This is a genomic window from Mycobacterium sp. (assembly GCF_032159565.1).
Taxonomy (GTDB): Bacteria; Actinomycetota; Actinomycetes; order Mycobacteriales; family Mycobacteriaceae; genus Mycobacterium.
In genome coordinates, this window is sequence record NZ_JAVHWR010000006.1 from 20,849 (window position 1) to 46,395 (window position 25,547).

At 65.6% G+C, this 25,547-nt stretch carries 30 protein-coding genes and 1 pseudogene; 16 read left to right on the forward strand and 15 right to left on the reverse strand.

Going from position 1 to position 25,547, the window contains the following annotated elements; translation table 11 throughout:
- Nucleotides 1–24: 24 nt before the first annotated feature.
- From QOC76_RS00800 to QOC76_RS00815, 4 genes and pseudogenes are all read right to left on the reverse strand, one after another.
- Nucleotides 25–231, reverse strand: a complete 207-nt coding sequence (locus tag QOC76_RS00800) for an excisionase family DNA-binding protein (protein WP_526353156.1) — start codon at nt 229–231, stop codon at nt 25–27.
- 247 nt (nt 232–478) lie between these two features.
- Nucleotides 479–1,012, reverse strand: a pseudogene (locus QOC76_RS00805) (site-specific integrase); the annotation flags it as partial.
- A 510-nt stretch (nt 1,013–1,522) separates the two neighbouring features.
- Complete coding sequence (locus QOC76_RS00810) at nt 1,523–1,741, reverse strand: hypothetical protein (protein WP_526353158.1); 219 nt, start codon at nt 1,739–1,741, stop codon at nt 1,523–1,525.
- A gap of 126 nt (nt 1,742–1,867) precedes the next feature.
- Nucleotides 1,868–2,131: an HNH endonuclease signature motif containing protein gene (locus tag QOC76_RS00815; protein ID WP_526353208.1), complete on the reverse strand. Its 264-nt coding sequence runs from the start codon at nt 2,129–2,131 to the stop codon at nt 1,868–1,870.
- Nucleotides 2,132–2,643: 512 nt separating this feature from the next.
- Here QOC76_RS00815 and QOC76_RS00820 point away from each other — a divergent pair.
- Nucleotides 2,644–2,916, forward strand: coding sequence for a WGxxGxxG family protein (locus QOC76_RS00820; protein WP_526353160.1), 273 nt, complete (start codon nt 2,644–2,646; stop codon nt 2,914–2,916).
- Between the two features lie 644 nt (nt 2,917–3,560).
- Here the strand turns inward: QOC76_RS00820 and QOC76_RS00825 are convergent.
- The gene (locus QOC76_RS00825; protein WP_526353162.1) at nt 3,561–3,923 is read right to left on the reverse strand and encodes a hypothetical protein; all 363 of its coding nucleotides are present in this window, start codon (nt 3,921–3,923) and stop codon (nt 3,561–3,563) included.
- A gap of 625 nt (nt 3,924–4,548) precedes the next feature.
- Here QOC76_RS00825 and QOC76_RS00830 point away from each other — a divergent pair.
- Entirely contained in the window at nt 4,549–5,274 is a 726-nt protein-coding gene (locus tag QOC76_RS00830; RefSeq protein WP_526353164.1) for an ANTAR domain-containing protein, read from the forward strand.
- A 30-nt stretch (nt 5,275–5,304) separates the two neighbouring features.
- On the opposite strand, the gene QOC76_RS00835 is transcribed toward QOC76_RS00830, so the two are convergent.
- From QOC76_RS00835 to QOC76_RS00845, 3 genes are all read right to left on the reverse strand, one after another.
- Complete coding sequence (locus QOC76_RS00835) at nt 5,305–5,478, reverse strand: hypothetical protein (RefSeq protein ID WP_526353166.1); 174 nt, start codon at nt 5,476–5,478, stop codon at nt 5,305–5,307.
- Nucleotides 5,479–5,704: 226 nt separating this feature from the next.
- Entirely contained in the window at nt 5,705–6,064 is a 360-nt protein-coding gene (locus QOC76_RS00840; protein WP_526353168.1) for a hypothetical protein, read from the reverse strand.
- 454 nt (nt 6,065–6,518) lie between these two features.
- Entirely contained in the window at nt 6,519–6,644 is a 126-nt protein-coding gene (locus tag QOC76_RS00845; protein WP_526353170.1) for a hypothetical protein, read from the reverse strand.
- 79 nt (nt 6,645–6,723) lie between these two features.
- On the opposite strand from QOC76_RS00845, the gene QOC76_RS00850 reads away from it, so the two are divergent.
- Nucleotides 6,724–6,915: a hypothetical protein gene (locus QOC76_RS00850; protein ID WP_526353172.1), complete on the forward strand. Its 192-nt coding sequence runs from the start codon at nt 6,724–6,726 to the stop codon at nt 6,913–6,915.
- A 431-nt stretch (nt 6,916–7,346) separates the two neighbouring features.
- On the opposite strand, the gene QOC76_RS00855 is transcribed toward QOC76_RS00850, so the two are convergent.
- The gene (locus tag QOC76_RS00855; RefSeq protein ID WP_526353174.1) at nt 7,347–7,679 is read right to left on the reverse strand and encodes a helix-turn-helix transcriptional regulator; all 333 of its coding nucleotides are present in this window, start codon (nt 7,677–7,679) and stop codon (nt 7,347–7,349) included.
- Nucleotides 7,680–7,820: 141 nt separating this feature from the next.
- Here QOC76_RS00855 and QOC76_RS00860 point away from each other — a divergent pair, with 141 nt between their 5' ends.
- From QOC76_RS00860 to QOC76_RS00890, 7 genes are all read left to right on the forward strand, one after another.
- Nucleotides 7,821–8,300 carry an SRPBCC family protein gene (locus QOC76_RS00860; protein WP_526353176.1) on the forward strand — a complete coding sequence of 160 codons (480 nt, stop codon included), beginning with the start codon at nt 7,821–7,823 and terminating at the stop codon, nt 8,298–8,300.
- A gap of 50 nt (nt 8,301–8,350) precedes the next feature.
- Nucleotides 8,351–9,079: a Clp protease N-terminal domain-containing protein gene (locus QOC76_RS00865; RefSeq protein ID WP_526353178.1), complete on the forward strand. Its 729-nt coding sequence runs from the start codon at nt 8,351–8,353 to the stop codon at nt 9,077–9,079.
- 41 nt (nt 9,080–9,120) lie between these two features.
- Nucleotides 9,121–9,597 (forward strand): RNA polymerase sigma factor, encoded by a 477-nt coding sequence (locus QOC76_RS00870; RefSeq protein WP_526353180.1) that lies wholly within the window; start codon nt 9,121–9,123, stop codon nt 9,595–9,597.
- Entirely contained in the window at nt 9,594–10,193 is a 600-nt protein-coding gene (locus QOC76_RS00875) for a methylated-DNA--[protein]-cysteine S-methyltransferase (RefSeq protein ID WP_526353182.1), read from the forward strand. The genes QOC76_RS00870 and QOC76_RS00875 overlap by 4 nt, the downstream gene beginning before the upstream one ends.
- Before the next feature lie 28 nt (nt 10,194–10,221).
- Nucleotides 10,222–10,641 (forward strand): PPOX class F420-dependent oxidoreductase, encoded by a 420-nt coding sequence (locus QOC76_RS00880; RefSeq protein ID WP_526353184.1) that lies wholly within the window; start codon nt 10,222–10,224, stop codon nt 10,639–10,641.
- Nucleotides 10,642–10,708: 67 nt separating this feature from the next.
- Nucleotides 10,709–11,200 (forward strand): hypothetical protein, encoded by a 492-nt coding sequence (locus QOC76_RS00885; RefSeq protein WP_526353186.1) that lies wholly within the window; start codon nt 10,709–10,711, stop codon nt 11,198–11,200.
- 7 nt (nt 11,201–11,207) lie between these two features.
- Complete coding sequence (locus QOC76_RS00890; RefSeq protein WP_526353188.1) at nt 11,208–11,738, forward strand: GNAT family N-acetyltransferase; 531 nt, start codon at nt 11,208–11,210, stop codon at nt 11,736–11,738.
- On the opposite strand, the gene zapE is transcribed toward QOC76_RS00890, so the two are convergent.
- Nucleotides 11,714–12,787 (reverse strand): cell division protein ZapE, encoded by a 1,074-nt coding sequence (zapE, locus tag QOC76_RS00895; protein ID WP_526353190.1) that lies wholly within the window; start codon nt 12,785–12,787, stop codon nt 11,714–11,716. The two genes, QOC76_RS00890 and zapE, sit on opposite strands and share 25 nt — an antisense overlap.
- Before the next feature lie 34 nt (nt 12,788–12,821).
- Here zapE and QOC76_RS00900 point away from each other — a divergent pair, with 34 nt between their 5' ends.
- From QOC76_RS00900 to msrB, 4 genes are all read left to right on the forward strand, one after another.
- Entirely contained in the window at nt 12,822–13,595 is a 774-nt protein-coding gene (locus QOC76_RS00900) for a pyrimidine reductase family protein (RefSeq protein ID WP_526353192.1), read from the forward strand.
- Nucleotides 13,596–13,620: 25 nt separating this feature from the next.
- Complete coding sequence (locus QOC76_RS00905; RefSeq protein WP_526353194.1) at nt 13,621–15,189, forward strand: alpha/beta hydrolase; 1,569 nt, start codon at nt 13,621–13,623, stop codon at nt 15,187–15,189.
- Nucleotides 15,190–15,209: 20 nt separating this feature from the next.
- Entirely contained in the window at nt 15,210–16,535 is a 1,326-nt protein-coding gene (gene aftC, locus QOC76_RS00910) for an arabinofuranan 3-O-arabinosyltransferase (RefSeq protein ID WP_526353196.1), read from the forward strand.
- A gap of 61 nt (nt 16,536–16,596) precedes the next feature.
- The gene (msrB, locus tag QOC76_RS00915) at nt 16,597–17,013 is read left to right on the forward strand and encodes a peptide-methionine (R)-S-oxide reductase MsrB (RefSeq protein WP_526353198.1); all 417 of its coding nucleotides are present in this window, start codon (nt 16,597–16,599) and stop codon (nt 17,011–17,013) included.
- Here the strand turns inward: msrB and QOC76_RS00920 are convergent.
- The 4 genes from QOC76_RS00920 to hemE all read right to left on the reverse strand — a co-directional run bounded on the left by QOC76_RS00920 (nt 16,973) and on the right by hemE (nt 22,667).
- Entirely contained in the window at nt 16,973–19,348 is a 2,376-nt protein-coding gene (locus tag QOC76_RS00920; protein WP_526353200.1) for a putative bifunctional diguanylate cyclase/phosphodiesterase, read from the reverse strand. The genes msrB and QOC76_RS00920 overlap by 41 nt on opposite strands.
- A gap of 195 nt (nt 19,349–19,543) precedes the next feature.
- Nucleotides 19,544–20,239 carry a hydrogen peroxide-dependent heme synthase gene (hemQ, locus tag QOC76_RS00925; protein ID WP_526353202.1) on the reverse strand — a complete coding sequence of 232 codons (696 nt, stop codon included), beginning with the start codon at nt 20,237–20,239 and terminating at the stop codon, nt 19,544–19,546.
- A gap of 5 nt (nt 20,240–20,244) precedes the next feature.
- Nucleotides 20,245–21,609, reverse strand: a complete 1,365-nt coding sequence (locus QOC76_RS00930; protein ID WP_526353204.1) for a protoporphyrinogen oxidase — start codon at nt 21,607–21,609, stop codon at nt 20,245–20,247.
- The gene (gene hemE, locus QOC76_RS00935; RefSeq protein WP_526353210.1) at nt 21,606–22,667 is read right to left on the reverse strand and encodes a uroporphyrinogen decarboxylase; all 1,062 of its coding nucleotides are present in this window, start codon (nt 22,665–22,667) and stop codon (nt 21,606–21,608) included. Before hemE ends, QOC76_RS00930 begins: the two co-directional genes overlap by 4 nt.
- Nucleotides 22,668–22,738: 71 nt before the next feature.
- On the opposite strand from hemE, the gene QOC76_RS00940 reads away from it, so the two are divergent.
- Together QOC76_RS00940 and QOC76_RS00945 are read left to right on the forward strand one after the other, a co-directional pair.
- Nucleotides 22,739–23,359, forward strand: coding sequence for a DUF3000 family protein (locus QOC76_RS00940; protein WP_526353212.1), 621 nt, complete (start codon nt 22,739–22,741; stop codon nt 23,357–23,359).
- Nucleotide 23,360: 1 nt separating this feature from the next.
- Nucleotides 23,361–24,623, forward strand: coding sequence for an HRDC domain-containing protein (locus QOC76_RS00945; RefSeq protein ID WP_526353206.1), 1,263 nt, complete (start codon nt 23,361–23,363; stop codon nt 24,621–24,623).
- On the opposite strand, the gene QOC76_RS00950 is transcribed toward QOC76_RS00945, so the two are convergent.
- Nucleotides 24,607–25,512, reverse strand: a complete 906-nt coding sequence (locus QOC76_RS00950) for an alpha/beta fold hydrolase (RefSeq protein WP_526353214.1) — start codon at nt 25,510–25,512, stop codon at nt 24,607–24,609. The two genes, QOC76_RS00945 and QOC76_RS00950, sit on opposite strands and share 17 nt — an antisense overlap.
- Between the last annotated feature and the right edge of the window lie 35 nt (nt 25,513–25,547).

The window sequence follows — 25,547 nt, forward strand, 5'->3', positions numbered from 1 at the left end:
CGGGGCCGTTTCTTTTTGTTTTCATCAGGCCGCACCGCCGAAAGGCTGCATCGCGGCGTCGAGCTCGTTCAGGTCGACGCGGACCAGGCGATTACCGCTACGGTAACCAGTCAGCCGGCCATCAGCGATCATCTGCCGAATGGTGCGGTCAGTGACGCCAATGTACGTCGCAGCTTCTTTGAGTTTGGCGTAGCGCCGTTGCACAACAGGATGAATTGACTTGGTAGCCAACGGGAATCACACTCCAGCAATAAAGCCTGACGGCTCTTCTTGCTCGGCTCCCGTGACGGGGCTCTCTGCCATCCGGGCAGAACTGGACTCACCGTTAGCGACGATTCAGCGCGAAACTCCAGGCAGGATCAGTCCTATGACAGTGACTGCCGCGCTACCCCGTCGTTAGCTACACCGATGGTGCCACAGAATTCGTCAGTTGCCGCGTAAGCACGCTTAGTTCCGCGTGTCGGGCGCAGCTTCAGAGTTACCGATTCGCTGCCAGTTTCGACAGCAGCGCGGCTATCTCCCGGTCGCGCCCCTTCGCAGCGTGCTGGTAGCGCAGCGCAGCCTGTGGTGTCGAATGCCCAAGGCGCGCCATCAGTTCGGCCAGACTGGCACCCGTCGCAGCTGCTAGCACTGCACCCGAGTGCCGCAGATCATGAACCCTTAGGTCATCACGCTTCGCTTTCGCTTTGGCTTTACCGAATATCCGGTGCATCGCAGACGGGGAAAGATGGCGCTCGGGATCGCCGACCGAGGGAAAGAGCAGCGCGTTCTGGACTTTGAGCACGTGGTCGGCTAGGTGCTTCTCGATGACGGGCAGTAGATGCGGAGGGATGGCGATGTCGCGTATGCCTGCGTCGGATTTCGGTGTCGTGACCTTGAATCCGTCACCAGCGCGGATGACGGCTCGGCGTATGCGGACTACTTCGTCGTCCAAGTCGACGTCTTTGCGGCGCAGTTCGGTGAGTTCTCCGTATCTCATGGCGAGCCATGCAGCCATCAGGACGAATGCTTGGCAGGTCAATTAGTCGTGAACATCAACTCTTCTGACCCCGCAGCCCAGTTCGTGCAGAAGTCCCAACAATTGAACGTCACGATCACCTAGAGGGCCGGTTGACCCTGTGGGGGCTGGTGTCGGGCCTCGTGCAGTCGACTGCCTATCGCGTCGCGTCACCGCTGAAATACCAATGCCGCCTGAAGCGTTGTGCGCTTAACGCCCTCGCGTGTGGGCCCGGTACGACTTCATTCGGCACGCATCCGAACACCAACGCCGCTCCCGACCCGACTCGCTCTCACGCACCCTTTTCCCGCACCAACCGCACGGGATAGTGCGCAGCGACCAAGACGCGCGACGGCTCCTCACCAGTCCAAACCCCTCGAACCAGGCCGGATGAAAGTGTGCGGTTGAAATGTCCCAGAGTCGTACGGAACCTTTCCGCCGTACCGATTCGGCAGAAATGCCCACGGCCCCCGGGGTGGTGGCACCCGGTCCACCGAGTAGTCCTGGATATAGCTCGCGGGTGTATTAGAAGCCCTTGGGTTTCTTTGCCTTCACGGGCGGGGTCGCGAGCGTGGTCTGCGGTGTCAGCACCGGTGTCGACGAGGTGGTGGTAGCCCCGGTAGACATGGTTCCCGTTGCGGTCGTTGTCTGTTCTTGGCCGATTGCTTCGACTAGTGCGCCGATAGCCACGATGCCGCACGCCGCTATCGCTGCGACTCGCCACTTGAGCGTTTGGCTTTCCATTTTTATCCCCTTGTTCAGGTCCTTCGCTGGTTCGCCCCCTGACGAACCGGTGCTTTGTTATTAGGTCCCGACCCACATAGGGTTGTACGCTCCGACCGCTGAAATACCGCTGAGAACGCAGGTGCATCAACACAGTCCTGGGTGCAGTGGTGTGGGTCGTTGTGTGCGGCGTCGTCGTCGGGCTGCTGCTCCTTCGGCTGATGCCTTGCGGGCGTTGCATGGCGCGCAGCTGCTCGCACAGTTGGCAGGGTCTAGCTCGGCTCCGCCGTTGGCCACGTTATTGATGTGGTCGACCTCGGTTGCATGACCAGTGCATGCGGGACCGCGGAGTTGGCATCGGTAGTGGTCGCGGTTGAGTACTTCGAGCCTCAGTCGTTTCCATGCTGCGATGTTGGTGACGCTGCTACTGCGGGTTCGCTGCTGGCCAAGACTTCGATGCGTGCTCGGCGCAGTACTTGGTGTGAGTGATCAACGTCGTGCATCCGTTGTGTGGGAGTGCCGTGGTGCTTTGGGCATCGGCGGTCCTTCGGATTTGGTAGTGCGGCGGCCGGGGCGCAGCTACACGCTCGAGCTTCGTATCTCAGCTGTCGTGGCGGTGCTTGCCCAGCCGAAAGGAGATAACACCGGGTTGCACGCCGTGGCCGCCGCTGGCCTACTTCTCGCCGGTCGGTTTGGGTTCTACGGATAGCGGATGCGACGGCGGGTGACAGCGACCCGCCACCTGCTTGTGACATGTGTCGCAGTTAATGCTCCTAGGTTTCAGAGCCCTTTCATTGGGCATCTACCTTTTGCGAGTTGAGGGCTGAGCGCAGAAGTAACGCTGTGGCCCCAGACAGACTAGAGATCACTGGTCCGCACACCCCTTCACTGGTCGCCATCGACCAATATCTCCAGGAGCAAACATGCGCAAAACACTAGGCATCACCTTGACCACCGCCGCCCTTCTGTTCGGTGGCGCAGGCGTGGCGACTGCCGCACCCAGCACGCCGATGCCGTCATCGACCACGACGACATTGGCCGACGACGCCACCACCGACCACGACAGTGACAAGACGGGTCTGTGGGGGCTCGTTGGCCTGCTCGGCCTGCTGGGCCTTACCGGCCTGAAGCGGCGCAACGACCCCGCGGCGGTCGCTCCCGGGGCGCCCGGCTACGGAACAGCACCTCGCGCGTAACAGGTCTAAAAAAGCGCGGCAGGAGGTCGGCCCGTCATCCTCAAGGGGTTGCGGGCCGACTCTCGTCGGGAGTTGGTGGCCACCAGTGTTTCTCCCCGGTCATGTGAAGACTAATGACCTACCTACTCTCTGAAGTGCGTTTGCTGCCGGTCCGACGGGGTGTTTCAAAGGCGCCCCGGGGAAGAGGGCGCGAACGTGGTCGACCGTTCGCGCACCAAAGGTATCGCTGGTGCTGCCCCGCGAGTCGTGCCCATCGGCCGCCCGTGCGCAAAGGTCGTCGTATTCGATCTTGGGTATCACCGTGATCCCGTGTTGTGCCAGAACGATCTTGGCCTGATTGAGGGTCAGCTGTGCCATGAATCAGCCCGCCAGTCCGGTGATCTTGCGAATGGCACCGGGCACCGGGATTGCGAATGCCGGGACGGCATAGGACTGGATGAGCCCCTTGCACGCTTCGCGTATCGGAGGTTTTGTCGATGCGCCCACCACAACCGCGACGTCGCGAAACGAGTCCTGCTTGTCGGGCTCAATAACTGCTGTCGATGAGTTATCGGGAACGGGAACCGACTCCGGCTAGCCGCCGGGCGACACATACAGTTCGGCCCGCCACCTGCTGGTGACGGGCCGACTGATGGCTAGTGGATTCAGTTTATTGCGGTTGCGACCGGCACGTTGCGGACCACCGGCGACTTCTTGGGCGTCTGGGTCACGGGGGCCAGGACGCCGCCAGTCTGTGGCTGCTGCGCGCCGACGCCGCCGGCCTTGAGGCTGACCGTGATCGTTCCACCGCTGCACGAGACGGTCTTCCCGTCGACCAAGACAGACTGGCCGTCGTCGATCGGGATGTCGTAACCGTCCTTGTCGGTGTAGTGGCATCCGCCACCGCTACCGCCACCGACGGGTTGCGCGTGAGCGATCGCCGGGGCCAAAGCAAAAGCGGCCATGGCGCCGAGGAGCGTGGCTGCGTACTTGAAGCGGGTCAGGTTGCGGGCGGTTGAATCGTTCATCATGGTTCCTCTCGTTGGGGTGTTGAGAGAAACAATGCCGATTCAGGGGGTGCTTCCGTAATGGCCCACAAGCCAGATTCCACCGTTGAAAGGAAAGGGTTTCCTTGCCGCGAGGCAAGGCGCTGATGCCGCACTATCGAGACCTGCGGCCGCATCTTTTGCGCTGTGCCAGGTGCTGCCCGGGGATACGTCGATCGCGACGACCGCAGCGTATGCCGGTGCAGCCAGATGTGCCTGTCTGGGTCGCGTGCCCGAACCGCAGCGTCCGACGCATTGTTTTTACTCGGGCCGGCTTGAACTTCGAAACGTCGCGGGCCCCGGCGTAGTCCGAATGTGACCAAGAACGCTCCGAAGTTTGCCATTTCTGCGCGCGCTGTGGGTATAAGGCTGATGTGCAGGTTCATCTTCTCCTCGAGGCCTTAGCTGGAGTCGTTGGGTTCGCGGCGGCAGCGGCGGTCGGAGTGTGCATGGTCTTTTGTGCCCGCAGCCATTTCACCCAGGTGTGGGATCACGTCCGACGTTTCCTGAACGAATAACCACGACAGCGCGCCGACCGGTGATGGAAAGCGGACGAAGGCCTCACATTCCCGACGCGGTTCGCGAACGTGGCCTTTATATTTTCTCCATGACCGACAACCCAGCTATTCGGCGACGCTCTTCATTTGTGCAGGCGTCGGAGTTTGGATCCCCCACCGGTACCGACGGGTACGTCCCGGGCCCGTTAGACAAGGCGCTGCTGGGTGGCGCGCCTCAGCGCGTGGGCACATTCGAATACCGCTATGAGACTGACACATGGTCGTGGTCGGACACAGTCGCTGAGCTGCACGGCTATGAGCCGGGCGGCTCGGTGCAGCCGACTACCGACCTCGTCTTGAGCCACAAGCATCCAGACGATGTGGCCCAGGTGAAGGGCTTACTCAAGCAGTCGGCCGCCCCCTTCAGCAGTCGCCACCGCATATATACGACGACCGGCGAAGAACGGAAGGTCGTCGTGGTCGGCGACGCCGTCTTCGGAGAGGATGACCAGATCGTAGCTACCCGCGGCTTCTACATCGATATCACCGCAGTTACCGAAGCCGAAGTCCAGGATGCGATCAGTGAAGAGCTTGAAGCGATCGTTTCCAACCGTGAAGTGATCGAGCAGGCGAAGGGCATGCTCATGGCGCTTTACGAACTCGATGCCGACGCGGCGTTCGCCGTTCTTCGCTGGCGATCACAGCAGCTCAACGTCAAGCTGCATACAGTTGCCGCCGACCTGGTTCGGGAGCTACCGCAGTTAGTTCAACTCACCTCGGAAGATCGCAGAGCGGCTGACCACTACCTGATAACAGCTCCCGCGCCAGACGCGTAAGCGCAAGACTGCAACCGAACTTCTCAGCCTTCAGCCGTTCTTGGTCAGCGACATCCGCATGGATTGTTCGTTCGGGCACACGTTTTCCAGGACGCTGCCGTTGCCATCCAGGGTGATCGTGCACGGCGAACCATTCCAGTCATAGCGTGCGACCCAAGCAGTGCCTTGCAGGTGCAAGTCGATCGCCTGGCTCGGCGTCTTCATGTGAGTACAGTCCGGACCGCAGGGGACGAAATTCAGGCTTACCGGCTTCGGATTCAGGACCTCTCCAGTGCCATCTATCAAGATGCCGTTGTAGGACCCGCTGGCGGTTCTGCGGAAGCGGGGCTGGCCAATCCGACTGCGGTGCAGGCCGTTAGAGCAGCGACGGTTATTCCGAGAGTGATCCTCATCAGTGTTCTGTGCTTGCTCATCGAGCCAAGGCCTTCGCTCATGTTGTCTTGGTCAGGCCGATAACGACTGGGGGGTTCCCGTTCGCGTATTGGAATGTGAGAACCAGGGTGTTGTCGTCGAGTGTTCGTGTGGTGTCGCCTTCGGTGCCGGTCCATGTCGCGCCTTGTCGGTGCAAATCGAATCCAGGTCCGCCCGTTTGCACGTGGGTGCAATCCTGACCGCACGGGCTCAAGGTCCAGATCGTCGTAGACCCGATCTGTTTACCGCTCGCTCCCGCATCGAGCATGGTGGCGGTGTACGGCCCCTCAGCTGGGTCTGCCGCTGCCGGGCCGGCAAAACCGACCGCAGCGCCGGCAAGGATGGCGGCTGCGGCCAGCCCCCTGGTGATGGTTGTCATCTTCTGCTCCTTCTCGATGCCCCGGACCCATCGCCGGACTGGGGCCAATACTGCTGTTTGCTGCCGCAGTGAGGCTGCGTAGTCGACTACTCCTTTCGCTTCGCGCCTTCGGGGGCGAGGCGCCCCCGGCGATGTTGACCGCCACGCTTTACCGTCGTACCCGCGTGACGCTGTCAGAGCATCAGGCTGCCGACGCCCCCCGAACTCACCCGCGCAGCGACCGATTTGATACCACAGCCACCTCGATTTCTGGTCTGCGGACCGACAATGCCGTCGTCGTTGAGTGGGCTATGACTGCAAGCGCTAAGCGCTTCTTGTGCGTGCTTCACGGCTTCGCCCTTTTCCAGGTGCGCAACCGAAGAACACGGGTACCGAACCACTCCAGTTCGACTTATCACCAAGGGATTTGCCGTAGCAATTGAATTCGCGGACGCCACCTCGTGGATCAAATTCACTATCGTTGCGCGCAGAACGCCAGCGACCGCGAGATCTTCGCTGAGACCTTCGCGTCGATGAGTTCCGAGATCGTCGACAGCCGAGACGGAATCGGCTGACAGTTCGCGAAGGGCGCTACCGGCAAGGTCGGACGCTAGGCATCTGAAAGTTCGTACGCAACGCGCGGCCGGGAAAAACCCGGCTTTCGCGGCTACTGTCTAGCCATGGGACGCGTCATAGTCATCATTGTGGGCGTTGTTGTCGCCCTCTTCGGCCTGCTGTTCGCGCTACAGGGCTTCGGGGTGGTGGGGGGCAGCCCAATGAGCAACACCGCCACTTGGTCGATCCTGGGTCCCATCATCGCGCTGGTCGGAATCGCGATCGCCGCCGGCGCGGCCCGCAGGCGCAAGTCCTAGCGGCGGTCGCCGGCTGGCGATCCGCTCGTCGAGCAACTCATCGATGAGCGCAGTCGACGGCCTTCCGCCGAGACGGCGGATCGACGAGCTCACGGCAGCCAGAAGTGACAGCTGGCGATCGATGGCGCTGACGTCGCGGTGTTTCACTACTCCCCAATCACCGGTAACCCGGATGCGGCAATCGATCGTAGGCGCCGAAACGTCGCTTCGCCGGTATTGGATCCGGCGTGCCGACGACATATCCGCGTCCCCATGCCGATCCTGCGACATTCCAAGTCCTGCAAGGCGCTTACGGACGCGACAACACTAGCGTCTACTACTTCGACCGGCCGATCGCCAACGCGCGCCTGTCGCCGTTCCGAGCGCTCGACGGCCCGAGTGCAAACGACTCCTCGCGGGTCGATTCGTCAATATCACTCGCGCAGTAGCGCTTACGCCGGATAGGCCCGCAACGTGTCGCTCGGCGCGGTGCCGAACGCCGCCTTATAGGCCAGGCTGAAGCGGCCGGCGTGGCTGAACCCCCATCGACCCGCGATCGCCGTGACGGTGTCATTGGTCGGGTCGGCGGCTTTCAGATCGCGATGCGCCCGATCGAGACGCACGCGCCGCAGGTACTCCAACGGAGTCGTGCCCAGATTCCGGCGGAACGCGTATTGAACCGACCGCGGTGACACGTTCACGGCCGCTGCGATGTCCTCCAGACCGATGTCGGCGTCCGCGTTGTCCTGAATGAAGGCGACCGCATTCCGCAAGATGGGCGGCATCCCCCGCCCGTTTATGTGACCAGCCACTACCCGCGCACTCCCCTGTTCGGTTGGTCAAACAAAACGTTGTGGTGCGTATACCCGATGCCAACCCGCCGAAAACAAGCGCGGCAAAGCCCTGTCGCCTGACAGGATCAACCCATGACCGAACGCATGGAGGTCCAGCGCACCATCGCTGCGCCGGCCGCCGATATCTTCGCCGTACTGTGCGACCCGCACGGCCACGTCGCCATCGACGCATCCGGCATGCTGCAGGACGCCGACGGCGAGCCCGCCAAGGCCGCCGGGGACTGCTTCGTCATCCACATGGATCGCGAGTCCCTCAACGACTTTCCGATGGGCAAATACGACGTGACAGTCGAGATCCGCGATTTCGAGATGGACCGGCTCATCGCGTGGACGATCCTCGGCCAGATCCGCCCGCAGATCGGCCATGTCTACGGGTACCGCCTCCAGCCGGCCGAAGCCGCCGGGACCGTCGTCACCTCGTTTTACGACTGGTCGGACATCGATCCCGAGTGGCGCAAGGCCAACATCTTCCCCGTCATTCCCGAAACCGCGCTGCGAGCGACGCTGGGCATCCTCGACCGCACCGTGCGGCGCGGCTATCCGCGCGGATAGCGTCAACGGTGGGTTGACGATTGACATAACGTCAACCTAGAGTTGACGGCATGACCGAGCCGGCCAAGATCGCCCACCCCGTCCGCCTCGATGACCTCATCGACGTCATCAAGACAGTGCACGCCGAACCTCTCGAACAACTCACCGACGCGGTATTGGCGGCCGAGTCCCTCGGGGAGATCGCCGACCATTTGATCGGCCACTTCGTCGACCAGGCCCGACGCTCGGGAGCGTCATGGACCGATATCGGCAAATCCATGGGCGTCAGCAAACAGGCCGCGCAGAAACGATTCGTGCCCAAGGTGCCCGACTTCGAATCCGCAACCCTCGATCCCAACGCCGGGTTCGGCCGGTTCACCCCGCGCGCACGCAATGTCGTGGTCGTCGCTCAGAACAAGGCGCAGAAGGCCGGCAATCACGAGATCACCCCGAACCATCTGCTGCTCGCGCTCTTCGACGATCCGGACGGGCTCGCGGCCAAACTTCTTGCCGGGCAGGGCATCGATGGCGACACCGTCGCGGATGCCGTCACATTGCCGCCGCGCGCAGACGGTGAGATGCCGACCCTGATCCCGTTCAACGGGCCTGCGAAAAAAGCGCTCGAACTGACCTTCCGGCAGGCACTTCGATTGGGCCACAACTACGTCGGGACCGAGCACATCGCGCTCGCACTCTACGAAGACGAAGACGACGACGGCCCGCTGCACCGGCTTGGCGTCGACCGAAACCGCTTCGAGAGCGAGCTCGTCACCGCGCTGGAGCAGTTCACCAAGAACTGATCTCACACACATACTCGCCGCGGCGTCTTCATGATGTGAGGGTGCGACCGTTCGAAGACGTGGTAGCCGAGCACGGTGCGACCGTGCTGCGGGTGTGCCGCGCGGTCGTCGGCCCCCTCGACGCCGAGGACGCGTGGTCGGAGACCTTCCTATCGGCGCTGCGGGCCTATCCCGAACTGCCCGCCGACGCGAACGTCGAGGCGTGGCTGGTCACCATCGCGCACCGGCGCGCTCTCGACGTCGGCCGCGCACGAACCCGTCGCGCGATCCCGGTCGAATCTCCGCCGGACCGTCCGTCGGCGCGCGCCGATCCCGCCGCCCGCTATCCGGACCTGTGGGCGGCGCTGCAACGCCTGCCCGACAAGCAGCGTCTGGCAGTGGCCTACCACCACATCGCCGGGCTGCCGTTCGCCGAGATCGCCGTCCTGCTCGGCAACTCCCCCGACGCCGCCCGCCGTGCCGCCGCCGACGGCATAAAGACTCTCCGCAGACTCTATCCCGAGGACGAAACAGCATGAGCATCAACCTTTTCGACGATTTGCACTCCGACGACGAGACGCTGGCCCGGCTTCATCAACGGCTCGAACAGGACGCCGCGACCGACGAACTTCTCGACGTCGCCTACCGCACCGTCGACAGCCCCGTCGGCACCCTGCTACTTGCCGCTACCGCCGTCGGGTTGGTCCGCGTCGCCTACGACGTCGAAGACCACGACGCGGTGCTGACGAAGCTGGCCGCCGCGGTGAGCCCACGGGTGCTGCGTGCGCCGGCCCGGTTGGACGCCACCGCCCGTCAACTCGACGAGTACTTCGCCAAGCGGCGCACCGCCTTCGATGTGCCGGTCGATCTCCGACTCGCCGAGGGCTTCCGCCGCAGTGTCATCGAGCACCTGCGCGACATCGACTACGGCCGCCGCCAGAGTTACGCCGAGGTGGCCGCCGCCGTCGGCAGTCCCCGCGCTGTGCGCGCCGTCGGCACCGCGTGCGCCCATAACCCGTTGCCCGTCGTGATCCCGTGTCACCGCGTGGTTCGCTCCGACGGGTCGACGGGCCAGTACGTCGGGGGGGCCGCGGCCAAGTCGGCGCTGCTCGGCCTGGAGACCACCGGGGAATGAAACGGTTCGTGCGGCGGTAGAACAACGCATGAAGCTCAACGACGCGGCACGTGAATTCATCGGCGAGGGCGTTGACGCCACGCTTGTGACGATCAATCCCGACGGCAGTCCGCAGGCGACGGTCGTGTGGGTGGCGTTGGAGTCGACGCCCGGCGGCGACGAACTCGTCTCGGCACATCTGGCCGAGTACCGCAAGACCCGCAACGTGCGCCGTGATCCGCGTGTTGCGGTAACCATCGTCAGGCCCACCCCTGGTGAGCAGGCGCCCTACCTCGCCGTCAGCGGGACGGCACGCATCACCGAGGGCGGCGCTCCCGAACTGCTCAAGAAGCTGGCGAAGGTGATGCTCGGCTCCGACGAGCACTTTCCGCCGCCGAATTCGCCGCCGGGACTGCTCACCCGTATCCGGATCGACAAGGTGGGCGGAAACGGCCCCTGGACCGCCTGACGGCCAACCCTCTGTCCGCCGTGGCGGCCATGTGCCATCATGCGAGACGACACGGAGGGGATTTCACATGCGTCGCTGGTTGGTCCTGCTGTTCTCCGCTTTGACCATGTCCGGTGCCGTGCTGGCCGGGCCTGCTTCTGCGGTTGATGCACCGATCGGCCGCCTCGGTGAAACGCTTCGCGTCGAACTCATGGGCGTCGTCGCCGACGTGACCGTGCACGACGTCCTGCCCTCCGATGTCCCGCCGGGATTCGGGTATCCGCCGCGTGCACCGCGCTATCAGGTGTACCGCGCCAACGTCACGATCCACGTCGTCGAGACACCCGCCCCGTACGCGGTCGGCATCGCCTTCTCGTTCAAGGGCGTCACCCCGACAGGGGATGCGTACGAGCCGCGGAACTCCGACGCTCCCGACGCGCTGCAGTCCACCATGCTGAACGCGCCCGCCGGAGCGACGGTCAACGGCGGCGTGTGGTGGGACTGCTACCGCGACCTGGTGTCCAACGTGGTGCTCGTCGACAGGAAGACCGGCTTTCACCTCGCCCAGTGGAACGTGTAGGGGGCCGGTGACGCTCGAAGTCGCCGCCGCCGCCGCCGCGGACCTACCCGAACTCGCCGACGTCGCCGCCCAAACCTTTCCGTTGGCGTGCCCGCCGTCGGTGACGCACGAGAACATTGCTGCGTTCATCGCCGAGAACCTGACACAGGAACACTTCGCCGGCTACCTGACCGATGGCGATCGACTGGTCCTCGTCGCGCGTCGGGACGGCCGAATGATCGGATACGCCGTGCTGATTCGCGGTGTCCCCGACGACGACGATGTCAACCGAGCGGTCACCGCCCGGCCGGCAGTGGAGATCTCCAAGATGTACGTGCTGTCCGACGATCACGGTGCCGGCGCCTCCGCCGCGCTGATGTTCGAGGCGATTCGGCTGGCGCAGGAACTCGACGCCAAAAGTGTGTGGCTTGGCGTCAATCAACGAAACCAACGTGCACAGCGCTTCTACGCCAAGCACGGCTTCACGATCAACGGCACCAAGACATTCCGGCTCGGCACCCGCATCGAGAATGACTACGTGATGGTGCGCCCGGTCTGACCGGCCGTCGTCAGGGCGAGCAGCCGCGACGTGGCCCGCAGGTACTTCTTGCGGAATCCGCCCGCCAACATCTCCTCGCCGAAGACGGTGTCGAGCTTCGATCCCGACGCCACCACCGGGACACCCGCGTCGTAGAGGCGATCGGTGAGCGATACCAGCCGCAGCGCGACGTTCTGGTCGTCGATCTGGTGCACGCCGGTGAGGAACACCTCCGAAACGCCTTCGATCAACGTCAGGTATCGCGACGGATGCATCGTTGCCAAGTGCGCACAGAGATCGTCGAAGTCGTCGAGGGTGGCACCGGGCACCTCTGCGGCGCGGGCGGTGACCTCCGTGTCCGACAGTGGCTCCGGCGCCGGCGGCAGGTCGCGGTGACGGTAGTCCGGCCCTTCGATGCGCACGGTCTTGAAAATCGCTGCGAGCGTGTTGATTTCGCGCAAGAAATCCTGCGCGGCGAACCGGCCCTCCCCCAGCTGTTCGGGCAGCGTGTTCGACGTGGCGGCGATTGAAACGCCGCGTTCGACCAGTTGCGAGAGCAGCCGTGAGATCAGCGTGGTGTTGCCGGGGTCGTCCAGCTCGAACTCGTCGATGCACACCACCGCGTAGTCGGCCAGCAGGTCGATGCATTCGACGAAACCGAAGACGCTTGCCAGCTGCGTGAGTTCACCGAACGTCGCGAACGCCGTAGGCGCCGACGACGCGGCCGAGATCCGGTAGTAGCTCGACGCCAGCAGGTGGGTCTTGCCGACGCCGAAGCCGCCGTCGAGGTAGAGCCCGACGCCCGGCAGCACCTCGCGCTTGCCGAACAACTTCTTCCTGCCCGCCCGCCGCGCCACCGCGTCGTCGCAGAACTGCATGCACGACTGCACTGCCGCCGACTGCGACGGCTCGGCCGGATCCGGCTGATAGCTCTCGAAGCTCACGTCGGCGAATGTCGGCGGCGGGTGAAGCTGGGCGATCAACCGCTCCGAGGTGACGCGTGGATGCCGATCGACGAGACGTCCGACACCACCGGCAGAACTGCTCCTCCCGTGCGCGGCGGACTGCATGCACGAACTCTAGCGACGTGCTGAGATCGTGCCCATGCCCGACGACGCTGCTGGGGTCCGATACACCGTGCTCGATTCCACCGACTCAGTCGACGAGAGCCGGTTATCGGACTTCTATGCCTATCCCGACAACCTGCAGTCGTGTTGGCTGCGCGGCAACATGATCGCCAGCGTCGACGGCGGTGCGACCGCCGACGGCAAATCGGGAAGTCTGGCCGGGCCCGGCGACCGCGCGGTGTTCGCGGAGATGCGCCAGCTCGCCGATGTCATCCTGGTCGGTGCGGGCACCGTCCGTAGCGAGAACTATTCGGGCGCACAGTTGAGCCCCGCGCAGCGCCAGGCCAGGCAGCGCCGGGGCCAGGCCGAGCTGCCGCCCATCGCCGTCGTCACGAACAGAGCCGCGCTCGACCACGACGCCAGAATCTTCACCCGCACGGAGGTGGCCCCGCTCATCCTCACCTCCGCCGAGGCGGTCGCCGACGCCCAGAGCAGGCTGGGATCGGTCGCCGAGATCATCGACGCATCCGGTCCCTATCCGGATGGGGTCGACGCCGCAACCGTTCTGAAGATCCTTGCCGAGCGCCGGCTTCTGCGGGTACTCGCCGAGGGCGGCCCGCAGTTCCTCGGCTCGCTGATCGAACAAGACCTGCTCGACGAGTTGTGCCTGACGGTCGCGCCGCTACTGGTCGGCGGGGGTGCCCGGCGCATCGCCACCGGCCCCGGTCAGGTGCACACCCGGATGCGACGCAGCCACCTGCTCACCGACGAGGCGGGCTATCTGTACACACGCTACGTCCGAGGGGCCTGACAGCCTGATCAGTACTGTGGTGGCCATGCATCGGCGTCACCTGGTCCGTGCCCTGTGCACATCGACCGTCGTTGTGTCGGCCTTGCTGACCGGATGCGCGCCCCTGCTGGCCGCCGATCCGCGCTACGCCACCGACTCGGGCGCGCGACCTCAGGGGCAGCCGACCACAAACAACAAGGCTGGCGGTCCGCCCCCGATAGAGGCCCCCAAGAACGACCTGTCCTGGCGCAACTGCACCTCACAGGTGTTCAGCGACTCGGCCGTCAACCCTCTTCCCGGCGTCACGCTGGATTGCGCCACCTACGACGCCGACCTCGACCCGATCAACGGCGCCACCGGATCGGTGAGCATCGGCGTGGTGCGTGCGCGGTCGGTGCAGACGCCCGAAGACGCCGGACCGCTGGTGATGACAACCGGCTCCGACCTGCCCACCTCGGTGCAGCTGCCGATCTGGCTGTCGCGGGCGGGCGCCGACGTGCTCAAGAGCCATCCGATCGTCGCGGTCGACCGGCGTGGTATGGGCATGTCCAGCCCGATCGACTGCCGCGACCTGTTCGACCGTCAGGAAATGCTCGACCAGGCGCAGTTCCAGTCCGGCGACGATCCCGTCGCCAACCTCGCCGCGATCACCATGACGGCCACCACCAGCTGCACTGACAGCATCGCCCCCGGCGACTCGGCGTACGACAACTCGCACGCCGCCGAGGACATCGAACGGCTGCGCAGCACCTGGGACGTGCCGTCCATCGCGCTGCTCGGCATCGGCAACGGCGCACAGGTGGCGCTGGCCTATGCGGGCTCGCATCCCGGCAAGGTGGCGCGGCTGGTGCTCGACTCACCGCTGCCGCTCGGTATCGCCGCCGAGGCCGCGACCGAACAGCGCGTCAAGGGTGAGCAGACCGCGCTCGACGCGTTCGCGTCGCAATGCGCGGCCACCAATTGCCCTCTTGGGTCGGATCCGAAGGCCGCCGTCGACGCCCTGCTCGCCGACGCGCGGTCAGGCAACGGGCCCGGCGGAGCGTCGGTTTCCACCGTCGCCGACGCGATCGCCACCGCACTGGCCTACCCGCGTGGCGACCGCACGGCCGCAACCAACAGCTTGGCCTCCGCGGTGGCGACGGCGCGCAGCGGCGACGCCAACCAGATGAACAACCTGATCAACCAGGCCGACAACCTGCGCCAGACCGACGGCCAATTCGTCAACTCGTGCAGCGACGCGCTGAACCGCCCTACCCCCGACCGCGTCCGCGAACTCGTCGTCGCATGGCCCAAGCTCTACCCGCAATTCGGCGCCGTCGGCGCGCTCAGCATGGTCAAGTGCCTGAACTGGCCGAGCGGATCGGCGCCGCAGGACCCGAAGAACCTCAAGATCCCCGTGCTGCTGATGGGCGTGCAGAACGACCCGATCGTCGGCAACGAAGGCGTCGCGCAGGCCGCCGCCACCATCATCAACGCAGGCACCTCGAGCAAGCGCGTGATCTGGCAGGGCATCGGGCACGGGGCCAGCATCTACTCCGAATGTGCGCTGGCGCCCGTCAACGGCTACCTGGACAGCGGCAACCTGCCACCCACCGACACTTACTGCCCCGCCTAGTCCTGCCGCCACAACGCTCGGTGTACGGTTCGCTGGTGGCGGCACCAGACTCCATTCGTACCGGCCTTCTGCACCTCTTCCGACCGCGCACGTCCCCACCCAGCGTGGCGACGGTGCTGCGATCGGCGCTCTGGCCGATCGCTGTGATGTCGATCATCCACCGCAGCTACGTGCTCGCCAGCAATGGCTACATCACCGACGACTTCGGGCCGGTGTACCGCGCCGTGAGCAACCTGCGGCGCGGCTGGGACATCTACAACGAACACTTCAACTACGTCGACCCGCACTATCTGTATCCACCGGGCGGCACATTGCTGATGGCTCCCTTCGGCTACATGCCCGTGTTCGCGTCGCACAACTGGTTCGTCGCGGTCAACACAGTGGCCATGATCGTCGCCGCATGCCTGATGGTGCGATTGTTCGGCTTCGCGCTGACGTCGGTGGCGCTACCTGCCCTGCTCGTGGCCATGTTCTTCACCGAGTCCGTCACCAACACAATCGTGTTCACCAACATCAATGGCTGCGTCTTACTGGCGGAGGTGCTTTTCTTTCGGTGGCTGCTGTCCGGAAAGGTCAGCGATCAGTGGTGGGCGGGCGCGGCGATCGGCCTGTCGCTGACGGTCAAACCGGTGCTGGCGGTGCTGCTGCTGCTTCCGCTGCTGAACCGGCAGTGGCGGGTGTTCGTGACCGCGATCGGCGTCCCGCTGCTGTTCAACCTTGCCGCGGTGGCGATCCCGGTCGCCTCGCTTCGCGTGGCCGACCCGGTGAACTTCGTGAAGCGCACGGTGCCCTACATCCTGGGCACCCGCGACTACTTCAACAGTTCCATCCAGGGCAACGGCACCTATTACGGCCTGCCGACATGGATGATCCTGCTGCTGCGGATCGTGTTCACGGTCCTGGCCGTCGTCAGCCTCTGGCTGCTCTACCGGTACTACAGAACGCGCGATCCGCTGTTCTGGATGCTGACGTCGTCGGGGGTCCTGCTCACCGCGTCGTGGTTGGTGCTGTCCCTTGCGCAGGGCTACTACTCGATGATGCTGTTCCCGTTCCTGATGACGGTCGTGCTGCCCAACTCGGTGCTGCGCAACTGGCCCGCATGGCTGGCGACCTATGGCTTCTTGACAATGGACCGCTGGCTGATGTGGCGCTGGCCGACCACCGGGCGCTTTCTGGAGTACATGAAGATCACCTACGGCTGGTCACTGATGCTCGTCGTGGTGTTCTGCGTGCTGTATTTCCGCTACCTGGACGCCAAAGCCCAGGGCAGGCTCGAAACGGGTATCGACCCGCCATGGCTGACGGACACCAGACCCGACGAATCCAGGTCTGTCCGCTCGGGATGACACCGGTAGCCGCAGATTCGTGCGCGAGATCGTCGCGGCGTAACTGCGCTAGCGTGGACACATGACCTCTCCGCAGCCCAGGGTGGAACTCACCGATGACGAGTGGCGCAAGAAGCTCAACCCCGCCGAATATGCGGTGCTGCGCGAAGCAGGCACCGAGCGGCCCTTCACCGGTGAGTACACCGACACCAAGGCCGAAGGCGTCTACGAATGCCGGGCCTGCGGCGCCGAGTTGTTCCGCAGCACCGAGAAGTTCGAATCCCATTGCGGCTGGCCATCTTTCTACGACCCGGCCAATACCGACGCGGTCATCCTGCGGGAGGACGATTCACTGGGCATGAAGCGCGTCGAGGTGCTGTGCGCCAACTGCCACAGCCATCTCGGCCACGTGTTCGAGGGCGAGGGCTACTCGACGCCCACCGATCAGCGCTACTGCATCAACTCGATTTCGCTACGACTGGCGCCTGCGGGCCCGTAGCGCCCAGCTTCTCGAACTCGACCTGCGTACCGCGTTTCGGCTGGCCTGCCGCCAGCATGTTCATCATCGCCGCGGCACTCACCGGCGGGCTGTAGTAGTACCCCTGAGCCACATCGCAGCCGAACTCCCGAAGTCGCTCCGCGGTCTCTGCGTTCTCCACACCCTCGGCGACCGTCGTCACTCCGAGGACGTGGGCGAGGTCGACGACGCCACGCACAACGGCGGCGGCGCGGGCGTCGACACGGATCGGCGCGATGAAGTGCCTGTCGAGTTTGACCTCGTCGATGGCAAGTTCGCGCAGATACCACAGGGCCGAGTAGCCGCTGCCGAAATCGTCGATGGCGATCCGAATTCCTCTCTGCCGCAACCTTTCCAACACTGACCGCGTGCGGTCGATGTTGTCGAGGAGGAAGTCTTCGGTGATCTCGATCGTCAGACCTTCGGGGCTCAGCCTGCGCATAGCGAGGGCGGAGGCGATATGGGTGGGCAGATCCAGGTCCCCCAGCGACGGTGCGAACACGTTCACCGCGATCGGAACGCCAATGCCCATGCCCTGCCATTCCGCGGCATCGTCGAGGGCCTGCGTCAGCACGATGTCGGTCACCGCCCGCATCAGGCCGCGCTTGCGAACCAGCGGCAGGAAGTGGGCCGGGCCGAGCAGTCCGCGCTTCGGGTGAGGCCAACGGACCAGGGCTTCGACCCCGACGACGTCTCCGGTGCGCAAGTCGAACTTCGGTTGGTAGAAGACGGTCAGGTCGCCGTGGTCGATGGCGTGCCGAAGCTCGCCGAGAAGCCGCACCGCCGCACCGCGCTCCGTGTGCTCGCTCTTCTCGGTCGGCAACTCGATCTCGTTCGGATCGGACAGCGCCATGTCTGCGGTGAAAGTATGCAGGCCACCGGATTTCGACCGTTTGGCCGAGTACATCGCCACGTCGGCCTGTTTGAGCAGTAAATCCGCGGACAGATCCGGATTGGCCGACGACGCAACGGCGAGCCCGACGCTGGGCCGCATCAACAGCTGTTGCCCGTCGATCAGGAAAGGCTCCTCGAACGCGGCGACCACGCGATGCGCAACCAGGCGCGACAGCTCCGGCAGGCCCTCCATCAACACGGCGAACTCGTCGCCACCCACCCGCGCCACCGTGTCGGAGGTCCGCACACAGCCGAGCAGCCTCTCCGCGGCCTGGATCAGCAGGGCGTCGCCCGCGGGATGTCCGAGGCTGTCGTTGACCAACTTGAAATCGTCGAGATCCATCGACAGCACCGCCACCGACTGGCTGTCGTTCTCGTGCAGCTGCACCGCATGCATCAGCCGGTCGTTGAACAGGTCGCGGTTGGCCAGGCCCGTGAGCGTGTCACGCAAAGCCTGGTCGGCCACCATCTTCAGGAGCCGCTGATTCTGCCGCACCACCGTGTACTGCCTCGCCAGCACCGCGCTCATCAGCAGTGTCGACGATACGAAAATGGGTCCCAGACCGGGCGTCGGTAGATACGCGGGAGTGCACACCAGGGCGGCGATGGCGACCGGCACGTAGAGCAGCCACATCGACATTCGGGACGGTACCTGCTGCACCACCACCTCGGTCTCCGGAGAGCCACGACTGTTCAGAGCGGCCATCCCGAAGGTCAGAAACGCCGCCGCCCACCCGATATCGATGATGTGGCCGCTGGAATACGCCCCCTGGGCGGTGAGATACACAAACGCACTGTCGGACAACGCCATCAGCACAACGCCGCCGGTCAGCAGCGCCAGCGTCGAGCGCCTGCCGGTGCGAGCCCGGGTCAGCACGATGGCCGCGACGGTGAGGATCGCGATATCGGCGACCGGGTAGGCCAGCGAGAGACCCAGCGCGAATCGGCTCGTGTTGCCTGCGTCGTAAACGGTCCTCAGCACCAGCACCCAGGAGATCTCGAACAGTGCGCCGGCGACGATCAGCCCGTCGAGCACGTAGCGGATCCGGGAATGGCCCAAATAGCCGACGGGCAGAAGGATCATCGCGACGCCGGCGCCGATGGGGAAGAGCAGATAACCGGCATCCGCAAGCGAAGGGAACGGAGGCTGGTGCAGCATCTGCTCGTACACGATCCAGAGCGCCTCGCCGACGGCCCATCCCGTCAACCCGGCCGTCATGCAGATCCAGGCCTTCCGCTGCCTGCCCTCGGCAGACCGGGCGGCGAGTGCGCCGCAAACCGCGGCGACGATCACCAGGACGAGCAGGCCGAACCGCGAGACCGCGAGGGCCACCGACGGACCGCCCCATTGCCCGAGGAGAGTGCCCGCGAAGGCAATTCCGACAGCAACAGCGCCAACCCCCGCCCACGCTGTTCTCGACACGCTCTCACGCTAGCAACAAATTTCAGTAGGCGAAACCGCTAACAGCAAACTCGTATGATCATTTGCCCATCTACGGGCCATCGGCCGTTTTTGCACTCGCAAGCAGACAGTTCACGCTAACGACTGTTGCCGGAATTGACGACTACGTTGGATTCATACCGCCGCGATGGATGCTAGCAAATTCTTTGGAGCGGTTCACGGCAGCTTGGCGACCAACTCCTCGACGCCAACGCGGGGGCCGGTGAAAAACGGCGTCTCTTCGCGCACGTGCCGACGGGCATCGGTGGCGCGCAGATCACGCATCAGGTCGACGATGCGGTGCAGTTCCGGTGCTTCGAACGCGAGGATCCACTCGTAGTCGCCCAGCGCGAACGCGGGCACGGTGTTGGCCCTGACGTCCTTGTAGCCGCGGGCGGCCATGCCATGTTCGGCCAGCATGCGGCGGCGCTCGTCGTCGGGCAGCAGGTACCAGTCCAGCGACCGGACGAACGGATAGACGCAGATGTAGGCGCCCGGCTCCTCACCGGCCAGGAACGCGGGGATATGACTTTTGTTGAACTCTGCTGGGCGGTGCAGCGCAACCGAACTCCACACCGGCCGAGACGCCCGGCCCAGCGCCGTGCTGCGGCGGAAATCGGAGTAGGTGGCCTGCAGCGACTCCACCCGGTCCGCATGCGTCCAGATCATGAAGTCGGCATCGGCACGCATGCCCGCGACGTCATAGAGGCCGCGGACCACGACCCCGTTGTCCTCCTGCTGTTTGAGGAACGACGCGGTCTCATCCACGATCGCCGTCCGATCGTCGCCGAGGGCACCCGGCTCCGCGGCGAAGACAGAGAACATCAGGTAGCGCAGCGTCGAGTTGAGTTCGTCGTAATCCAGGCGGGCCATGACCCCTAGTTTTCCACGCGCGTCGTGACCAGAGACGCCGCCGCCCGGGTGGCCGCGGCGATGCAGGCGGGCACCCCGATGCCGTCCAGGTAAGCGCCCGCCACCGCCAGCGATGACGGAAGGCCCGCGCGCAGTTCGGCCACCAGGCGTCCGTGCCCGGGTCCGTACTGCGGCATCGCGTCGATCCACCGGTGCACCCGGCAGTCGAACGGCTCATTGGTGACACCGAAAACGACCGCGAGATCGTCGGCCGCCCACGACAGCAGGTCGTCGTCACCGACACGGTGGGCCCAGTCCTGGGTGGAATCGCCGAACCGACCGAACGACAGCCGTACCAGCTCCACGTTGCCTCGCGATCCCCACTTACGCGACGACAGCGTGATCGCCTTGGCATGCAGGCGTTCTGAGGCGGTCACGAGCACACCCGAACGGTCCGGCAGCGGGGTGCCGCCGGGCAGTGCCAGCGCGACCAGCGCGGTCGACGCCACCCTGATCTGTTTGGCCGCGGCGGCCGTGCGAGGCGCGACGGCAGCGACGATCGTCGCCAACCGGGGCGCAGGGACCGCCAGCAGTACCGCGTCGGCGTGCCAGTGGCCGCCCTCGTCGTCGATCAATTGCCAGCCGCTCCCCCGGCTCTCGAGCCGGTCGACGCCCACCTGCGCCCACCTGAAGTCGGCACGCCGGATCAACTCGTCGAGCAGCACGGCATAACCGCCGTCGAGCGCGCCGAACACGGAACCCTCCGTGGCCGGCGGCAGCGCCTCCCTGACGGCGTCGGTCAGATTCCGGGCGCCGCGGTCGAGCACCGCGGCCAGAGTCGGTACCGCCGACCTCAGCCCGATGGAGGCGGCCGACCCCGCGTAGACGCCTGCCAACAACGGGTCGACCGAACGGGTCACCACCTGTGCGCCGAACCGGTCGCCGACGAGTTCGGCTACCGCGGGATCGGCCCCGGGCCGCCAGTTCAGCGGCCTCGCCGGCTCATCGAACATCTGCCGGATCGTGGTGTCGTCGACCAGTCCGGCCATCGACGACGGGTCGGACGGAATGCCGTTGAGCGTGCCGCGGGGCAGTTCATGCAGGCGCCCCTGGCTGTAGATCAATGGCCGCGCGCCCGTGGTGCCGATCTGCCTGCCTGCGAGGCCCAGCTCGGCGAGCAGCGCAGGCACCTCGGGGCGGCGGGCGACGAAAGCCTCGGCGCCGATGTCGATGGGCTGGCCGCCGAGCTGCTCGGTGCGCAACACTCCGCCGAGCCGGTCGGCGGGCTCGAACACCGTGATGTCCGCGTCGTCTCCAAGGGTGACGCGGAGCCGGTAAGCGGCGACGAGCCCCGAAATACCGCCGCCGACAACGCAATAGGATGCGCTCACAGCGAGTGCACCAACGCAACCACGTCGGTGATGATGCCTGGGTCGGTCGCGGGCAGCACACCATGACCGAGGTTGAACACGTGGCCCGCCGCGCCCGCGTCGACCGCACGACGGCCGTCCTCGACCACCGCGCGTGCCGCGCGCTCGGCCACCGCAATGCCTGCCATCAGCACCACCGGATCGAGGTTGCCCTGCAGGGCGGTGCCTGCCGCCACCCGGGCCGCGGCGTCGGTCAGCGAGGTACGCCAGTCCACGCCGACCACCGGGCTGGCGGCGGGCGCCACGGCCTCCGACATCGCGCCGAGCAGTTCGGCCGTGCCCACACCGAAGTGCGTCATCGGCACCCCGGCATCGGCAAGCGCCTCGAACACCCGCGTGCTGTGCGGCAGCACGTGGGTGCGGTAGTCGGCCAGCGACAGCGTCCCGGCCCAGGAGTCGAACATCTGGATGGCGTCGACGCCCGCGTCCACCTGCACCCGCAGGAACGCGGTGGTGACGTCCGTCAGCGCCGTCATCAGCGCATGCCAGGTGTCGGGTTCGCCGAGCATCATCGCCTTGGTGCGCTCGTGGTGGCGGCTCGGACCGCCCTCGACAAGGTAGGACGCCAGCGTGAAAGGCGCACCCGCGAAGCCGATCAACGGAACGTCGCCCAGCTCGGCGACCAACTGCCGCACGGCCTCGGAAACGGGCGCGACCTGCTCGGCCTCCAGCGGTTTCACACCGGCGACGTCCGCGGCGGTGCGGATCGGGTGCTCGATGACCGGCCCGACGTCGGGCACGATGTCCAGCTCGATGCCCGACGCCCGAAGCGGTACGACGATGTCGGAGAACAGGATGGCGGCGTCCACGCCGTGCCTGCGCACCGGCTGTAACGTGATTTCGGTGATCAGCTCTGCGTCGAAGCAGGCCTGCATCATCGTGTTCTTCGCGCGCAAGGCACGGTACTCGGGCAGCGAACGGCCCGCCTGCCGCATGAACCACACGGGAACCCGGCTTGGCTTACGGCCACCGGCGGCGGCCAGGTACGGCGACTCCGGCAGGTCACGACGGCTATTCATCGACATCAATGCTGCCATGACAGCCAGACTGCGGGCAGTTCGGCGCCCCTCCTCGACCAGATACGGCGCGCCTGCGTACAGCCCTGCTCAAATGGTCTACCGTCAAGTCGGTGACCACCGCCGAACCGGCTCAGTTCCGGGAAGCGGTCGCGGCGATGAACGCCACTACCGTGCGACCGGAAATCGAGCTCGGCCCGATCCGGCCGCCGCAGCGTCTGGCGCCGTTCAGCTACGCCCTCGGCGCCGAGGTGCGTCATCCCGACTCCGCCATCGTGCCCGAGCAGTCCGAGGGGGACGCTTTCGGACGACTGATCCTGCTGCACGACCCAGAGGGCGCAGAAGCCTGGGACGGCACCATGCGGTTGGTCGCCTACGTCCAGGCGGACCTGGACTCCAGCGAGGCGGTCGACCCGCTGCTGCCCGAGGTCGCCTGGAGCTGGCTGGTCGACGCGCTGGAGGCGAACACCGAGCATGTCACCGCTCTCGGCGGCACCGTCACCGCCACCACATCGGTGCGCTACGGCGACATCTCCGGCCCGCCTCGGGCCCATCAGTTGGAGCTGCGCGCATCCTGGACCGCGACGACGCTGGAGCTGGGGCCGCATGTGGCCGCCTTCTGCGTAGTGCTCGAGCACGCCGCAGGTCTGCCGCCTGCCGGTGTGACCGATCTGAAGTCGCGCACGCGCGCTTGAGATGACCGAAGCCGACTCCGGCGGAGCCGAGCCAGAGGACACCGCAGAACCCGAAGCGACGCCGCTGCCGGCGCCTGCCGACGGAGTGCCACGACTGTCGGTCACGGCGTATGAAATACAAGAAGCGGCAACGCTTCTGGCGTCCGGACACGGGCCGTTCGCGGTCGACGCCGAACGGGCGTCGGGGTTTCGCTACTCGAACCGGGCGTACCTGGTGCAGATTCGCCGCGAGGGTGCGGGCACGGTGCTGATCGATCCGGTCAACCACGGTGCCGACACGCCCACGACGCTGGCGCCGGTGGCGGAGGTGCTTTCCACCGACGAGTGGGTGCTGCACGCCGCCGACCAGGACCTGCCGTGCCTCGCCGAAATCGGCATGCGGCCGACGAAGCTCTACGACACCGAACTGGCGGGCCGGCTGGCCGGCTACGACCGGGTGAACCTGGCGACGATGGTGGCGCGGCTGCTGGGCCTCGGCCTGAAGAAGGGGCACGGCGCCGCCGACTGGTCCAAGCGGCCGCTGCCGCCGGAGTGGCTGAACTACGCCGCCCTCGACGTGGAGGTACTCCTCGAACTGCGGGGCGCCATCGCGGGCGTCCTCGAGGAGCAGGGCAAGTCCGAATGGGCCGCCCAGGAGTTCGAGTTCCTGCGCACCTTCGAAGGGGCACCGACGCGACGGGACCGTTGGCGCCGCACCTCGGGCATCCACAAGGTGCGCGACCGCCGCGCGATGGCCGCCGTGCGCGAGCTGTGGACCACGCGAGACCACATCGCCCGCAGGCGGGATATCGCACCGGGCCGCATCCTGCCCGATTCGGCGATCATCAGCGCTGCCACCGCCGACCCCAAGACCGTCGAGGAGCTCACCGCACTGCCCGTCTTCGGCGGGTCCAAACAGCGGCGCAGCGCTTCGGTCTGGTTGGACGCGTTGAGCCGGGCCCATGACGACAAGAGCCAGCCGGAGGTCTCCGAGCCACAGAACGGCCCCCCGCCTGCGTCACGGTGGGCCCGTCGCAAACCCGAGGCCGCGGCGCGGCTCGAGGCGGCCCGCGCCGGCCTCGCCGCACTGTCCGAGCGGGTGTCGGTGCCCACAGAGAACCTGGTCACCCCGGAGGTGGTACGCCGATTGTGCTGGGACTGGCAGCCGTCGGCCGACACCGAGGCGGCCGTCGAGGAGTTTCTGCGCGATGCCCAGGCCAGGCCGTGGCAACGCGAACTGGTGGTGCCAGTGCTGGCCGCGGCGCTGACTACCCCTGCCCAGTGACCCGGTCGGCGTGATCGAGGAAGTGCCTCAGCACCGCTTCGGGTGCCTCGATCTGGGGCCAGTGCCCGATCGCGTCATCGAGCATGACGACATCCGCGTCGGGAATGACTTCGAGATAGCGCTGGGCCATATGCCTGCCGGAGTTCGGGTCGGCGGGTCCGTCGATCAACCGCATCGGCACGGCGGTCTCGCGCATGGCTCGCACCCACCGGTTGCGGTGTGTGTAGCGGTCGCTGATGAACCGCCCGACTTTGTGGGTCACGCGCTTGCCGTCGTTGAAACCGAGGATTTCGTGGAACTGGTCGACCATCTTCGCCGAGGGCTTGGTGTCGGCCCCGAACAGCTCGTCGAGAGTGCGGTCGACCAGACGCCGGGACAGCGGGCTGCCCTGCAGCGGACTCATGATGTCGCCCAGCGGGGTTCGTGACATCGCCTTCTGCATCAGCCGCGGCGTGTAGCTCTCGTTGAACAGGCCGCCGTTGAGCCAGGTGACCGACTCGATGCGCAGAGATCCGTACACCTGCTCGGACAATTCGTGGCGCGCCAGCATCTCCTGACCGACCGAGTCCCCGAGGTCGTGCGCCAGGATGTGCGCGGAGGCGACACCGAGGTGAGCCAGCAGCGCCTCGTGCATGTCGGCGTGGTCGTGGACGGTGTACTGGTAGGCGACCGGCTTGTCGGAGAAGCCCATCCCCAGCATGTCCGGCGCTATCACGGTGAACCGCTCGACGAGTGTGTCCCATATCGGCGCCCAGTCCCATGAATTGAACGGGTAGCCGTGGATCAGCAGCAGGATCGGGCCGCTGCCCGCCGTCCGGTAGAAGACGTCGAAGCCCAGATAGTCGAAGTACCGCCCGGCTTCCTTCCAACGCTCGAGCTCACCGTCCATGAGCAGCAGTCTTCCATGACGTGCGAAACCTCCCC

Excerpts from the sequence above, each read along its gene's own strand:
- msrB (WP_526353198.1), top strand. The coding sequence starts at position 16,597 with ATGACCTCTCCGCAGCCCAGGGTGGAACTCACCGATGACGAGTGGCGC.
- QOC76_RS00810 (WP_526353158.1), bottom strand. The coding sequence starts at position 1,741 with ATGGAAAGCCAAACGCTCAAGTGGCGAGTCGCAGCGATAGCGGCGTGC.
- QOC76_RS00880 (WP_526353184.1), top strand. The coding sequence starts at position 10,222 with ATGAAGCTCAACGACGCGGCACGTGAATTCATCGGCGAGGGCGTTGAC.
- hemE (WP_526353210.1), bottom strand. The coding sequence starts at position 22,667 with ATGAATAGCCGTCGTGACCTGCCGGAGTCGCCGTACCTGGCCGCCGCC.
- hemQ (WP_526353202.1), bottom strand. The coding sequence starts at position 20,239 with ATGGCCCGCCTGGATTACGACGAACTCAACTCGACGCTGCGCTACCTG.
- zapE (WP_526353190.1), bottom strand. The coding sequence starts at position 12,787 with ATGCAGTCCGCCGCGCACGGGAGGAGCAGTTCTGCCGGTGGTGTCGGA.
- QOC76_RS00830 (WP_526353164.1), top strand. The coding sequence starts at position 4,549 with ATGACCGACAACCCAGCTATTCGGCGACGCTCTTCATTTGTGCAGGCG.
- QOC76_RS00835 (WP_526353166.1), bottom strand. The coding sequence starts at position 5,478 with ATGAAGACGCCGAGCCAGGCGATCGACTTGCACCTGCAAGGCACTGCT.
- QOC76_RS00840 (WP_526353168.1), bottom strand. The coding sequence starts at position 6,064 with ATGACAACCATCACCAGGGGGCTGGCCGCAGCCGCCATCCTTGCCGGC.
- QOC76_RS00885 (WP_526353186.1), top strand. The coding sequence starts at position 10,709 with ATGCGTCGCTGGTTGGTCCTGCTGTTCTCCGCTTTGACCATGTCCGGT.
- QOC76_RS00875 (WP_526353182.1), top strand. The coding sequence starts at position 9,594 with ATGAGCATCAACCTTTTCGACGATTTGCACTCCGACGACGAGACGCTG.
- QOC76_RS00865 (WP_526353178.1), top strand. The coding sequence starts at position 8,351 with ATGACCGAGCCGGCCAAGATCGCCCACCCCGTCCGCCTCGATGACCTC.
- QOC76_RS00905 (WP_526353194.1), top strand. The coding sequence starts at position 13,621 with ATGCATCGGCGTCACCTGGTCCGTGCCCTGTGCACATCGACCGTCGTT.
- QOC76_RS00825 (WP_526353162.1), bottom strand. The coding sequence starts at position 3,923 with ATGAACGATTCAACCGCCCGCAACCTGACCCGCTTCAAGTACGCAGCC.
- QOC76_RS00860 (WP_526353176.1), top strand. The coding sequence starts at position 7,821 with ATGACCGAACGCATGGAGGTCCAGCGCACCATCGCTGCGCCGGCCGCC.
- QOC76_RS00950 (WP_526353214.1), bottom strand. The coding sequence starts at position 25,512 with ATGGACGGTGAGCTCGAGCGTTGGAAGGAAGCCGGGCGGTACTTCGAC.
- QOC76_RS00855 (WP_526353174.1), bottom strand. The coding sequence starts at position 7,679 with ATGCCGCCCATCTTGCGGAATGCGGTCGCCTTCATTCAGGACAACGCG.
- QOC76_RS00820 (WP_526353160.1), top strand. The coding sequence starts at position 2,644 with ATGCGCAAAACACTAGGCATCACCTTGACCACCGCCGCCCTTCTGTTC.
- QOC76_RS00945 (WP_526353206.1), top strand. The coding sequence starts at position 23,361 with ATGACCGAAGCCGACTCCGGCGGAGCCGAGCCAGAGGACACCGCAGAA.
- QOC76_RS00850 (WP_526353172.1), top strand. The coding sequence starts at position 6,724 with ATGGGACGCGTCATAGTCATCATTGTGGGCGTTGTTGTCGCCCTCTTC.
- QOC76_RS00900 (WP_526353192.1), top strand. The coding sequence starts at position 12,822 with ATGCCCGACGACGCTGCTGGGGTCCGATACACCGTGCTCGATTCCACC.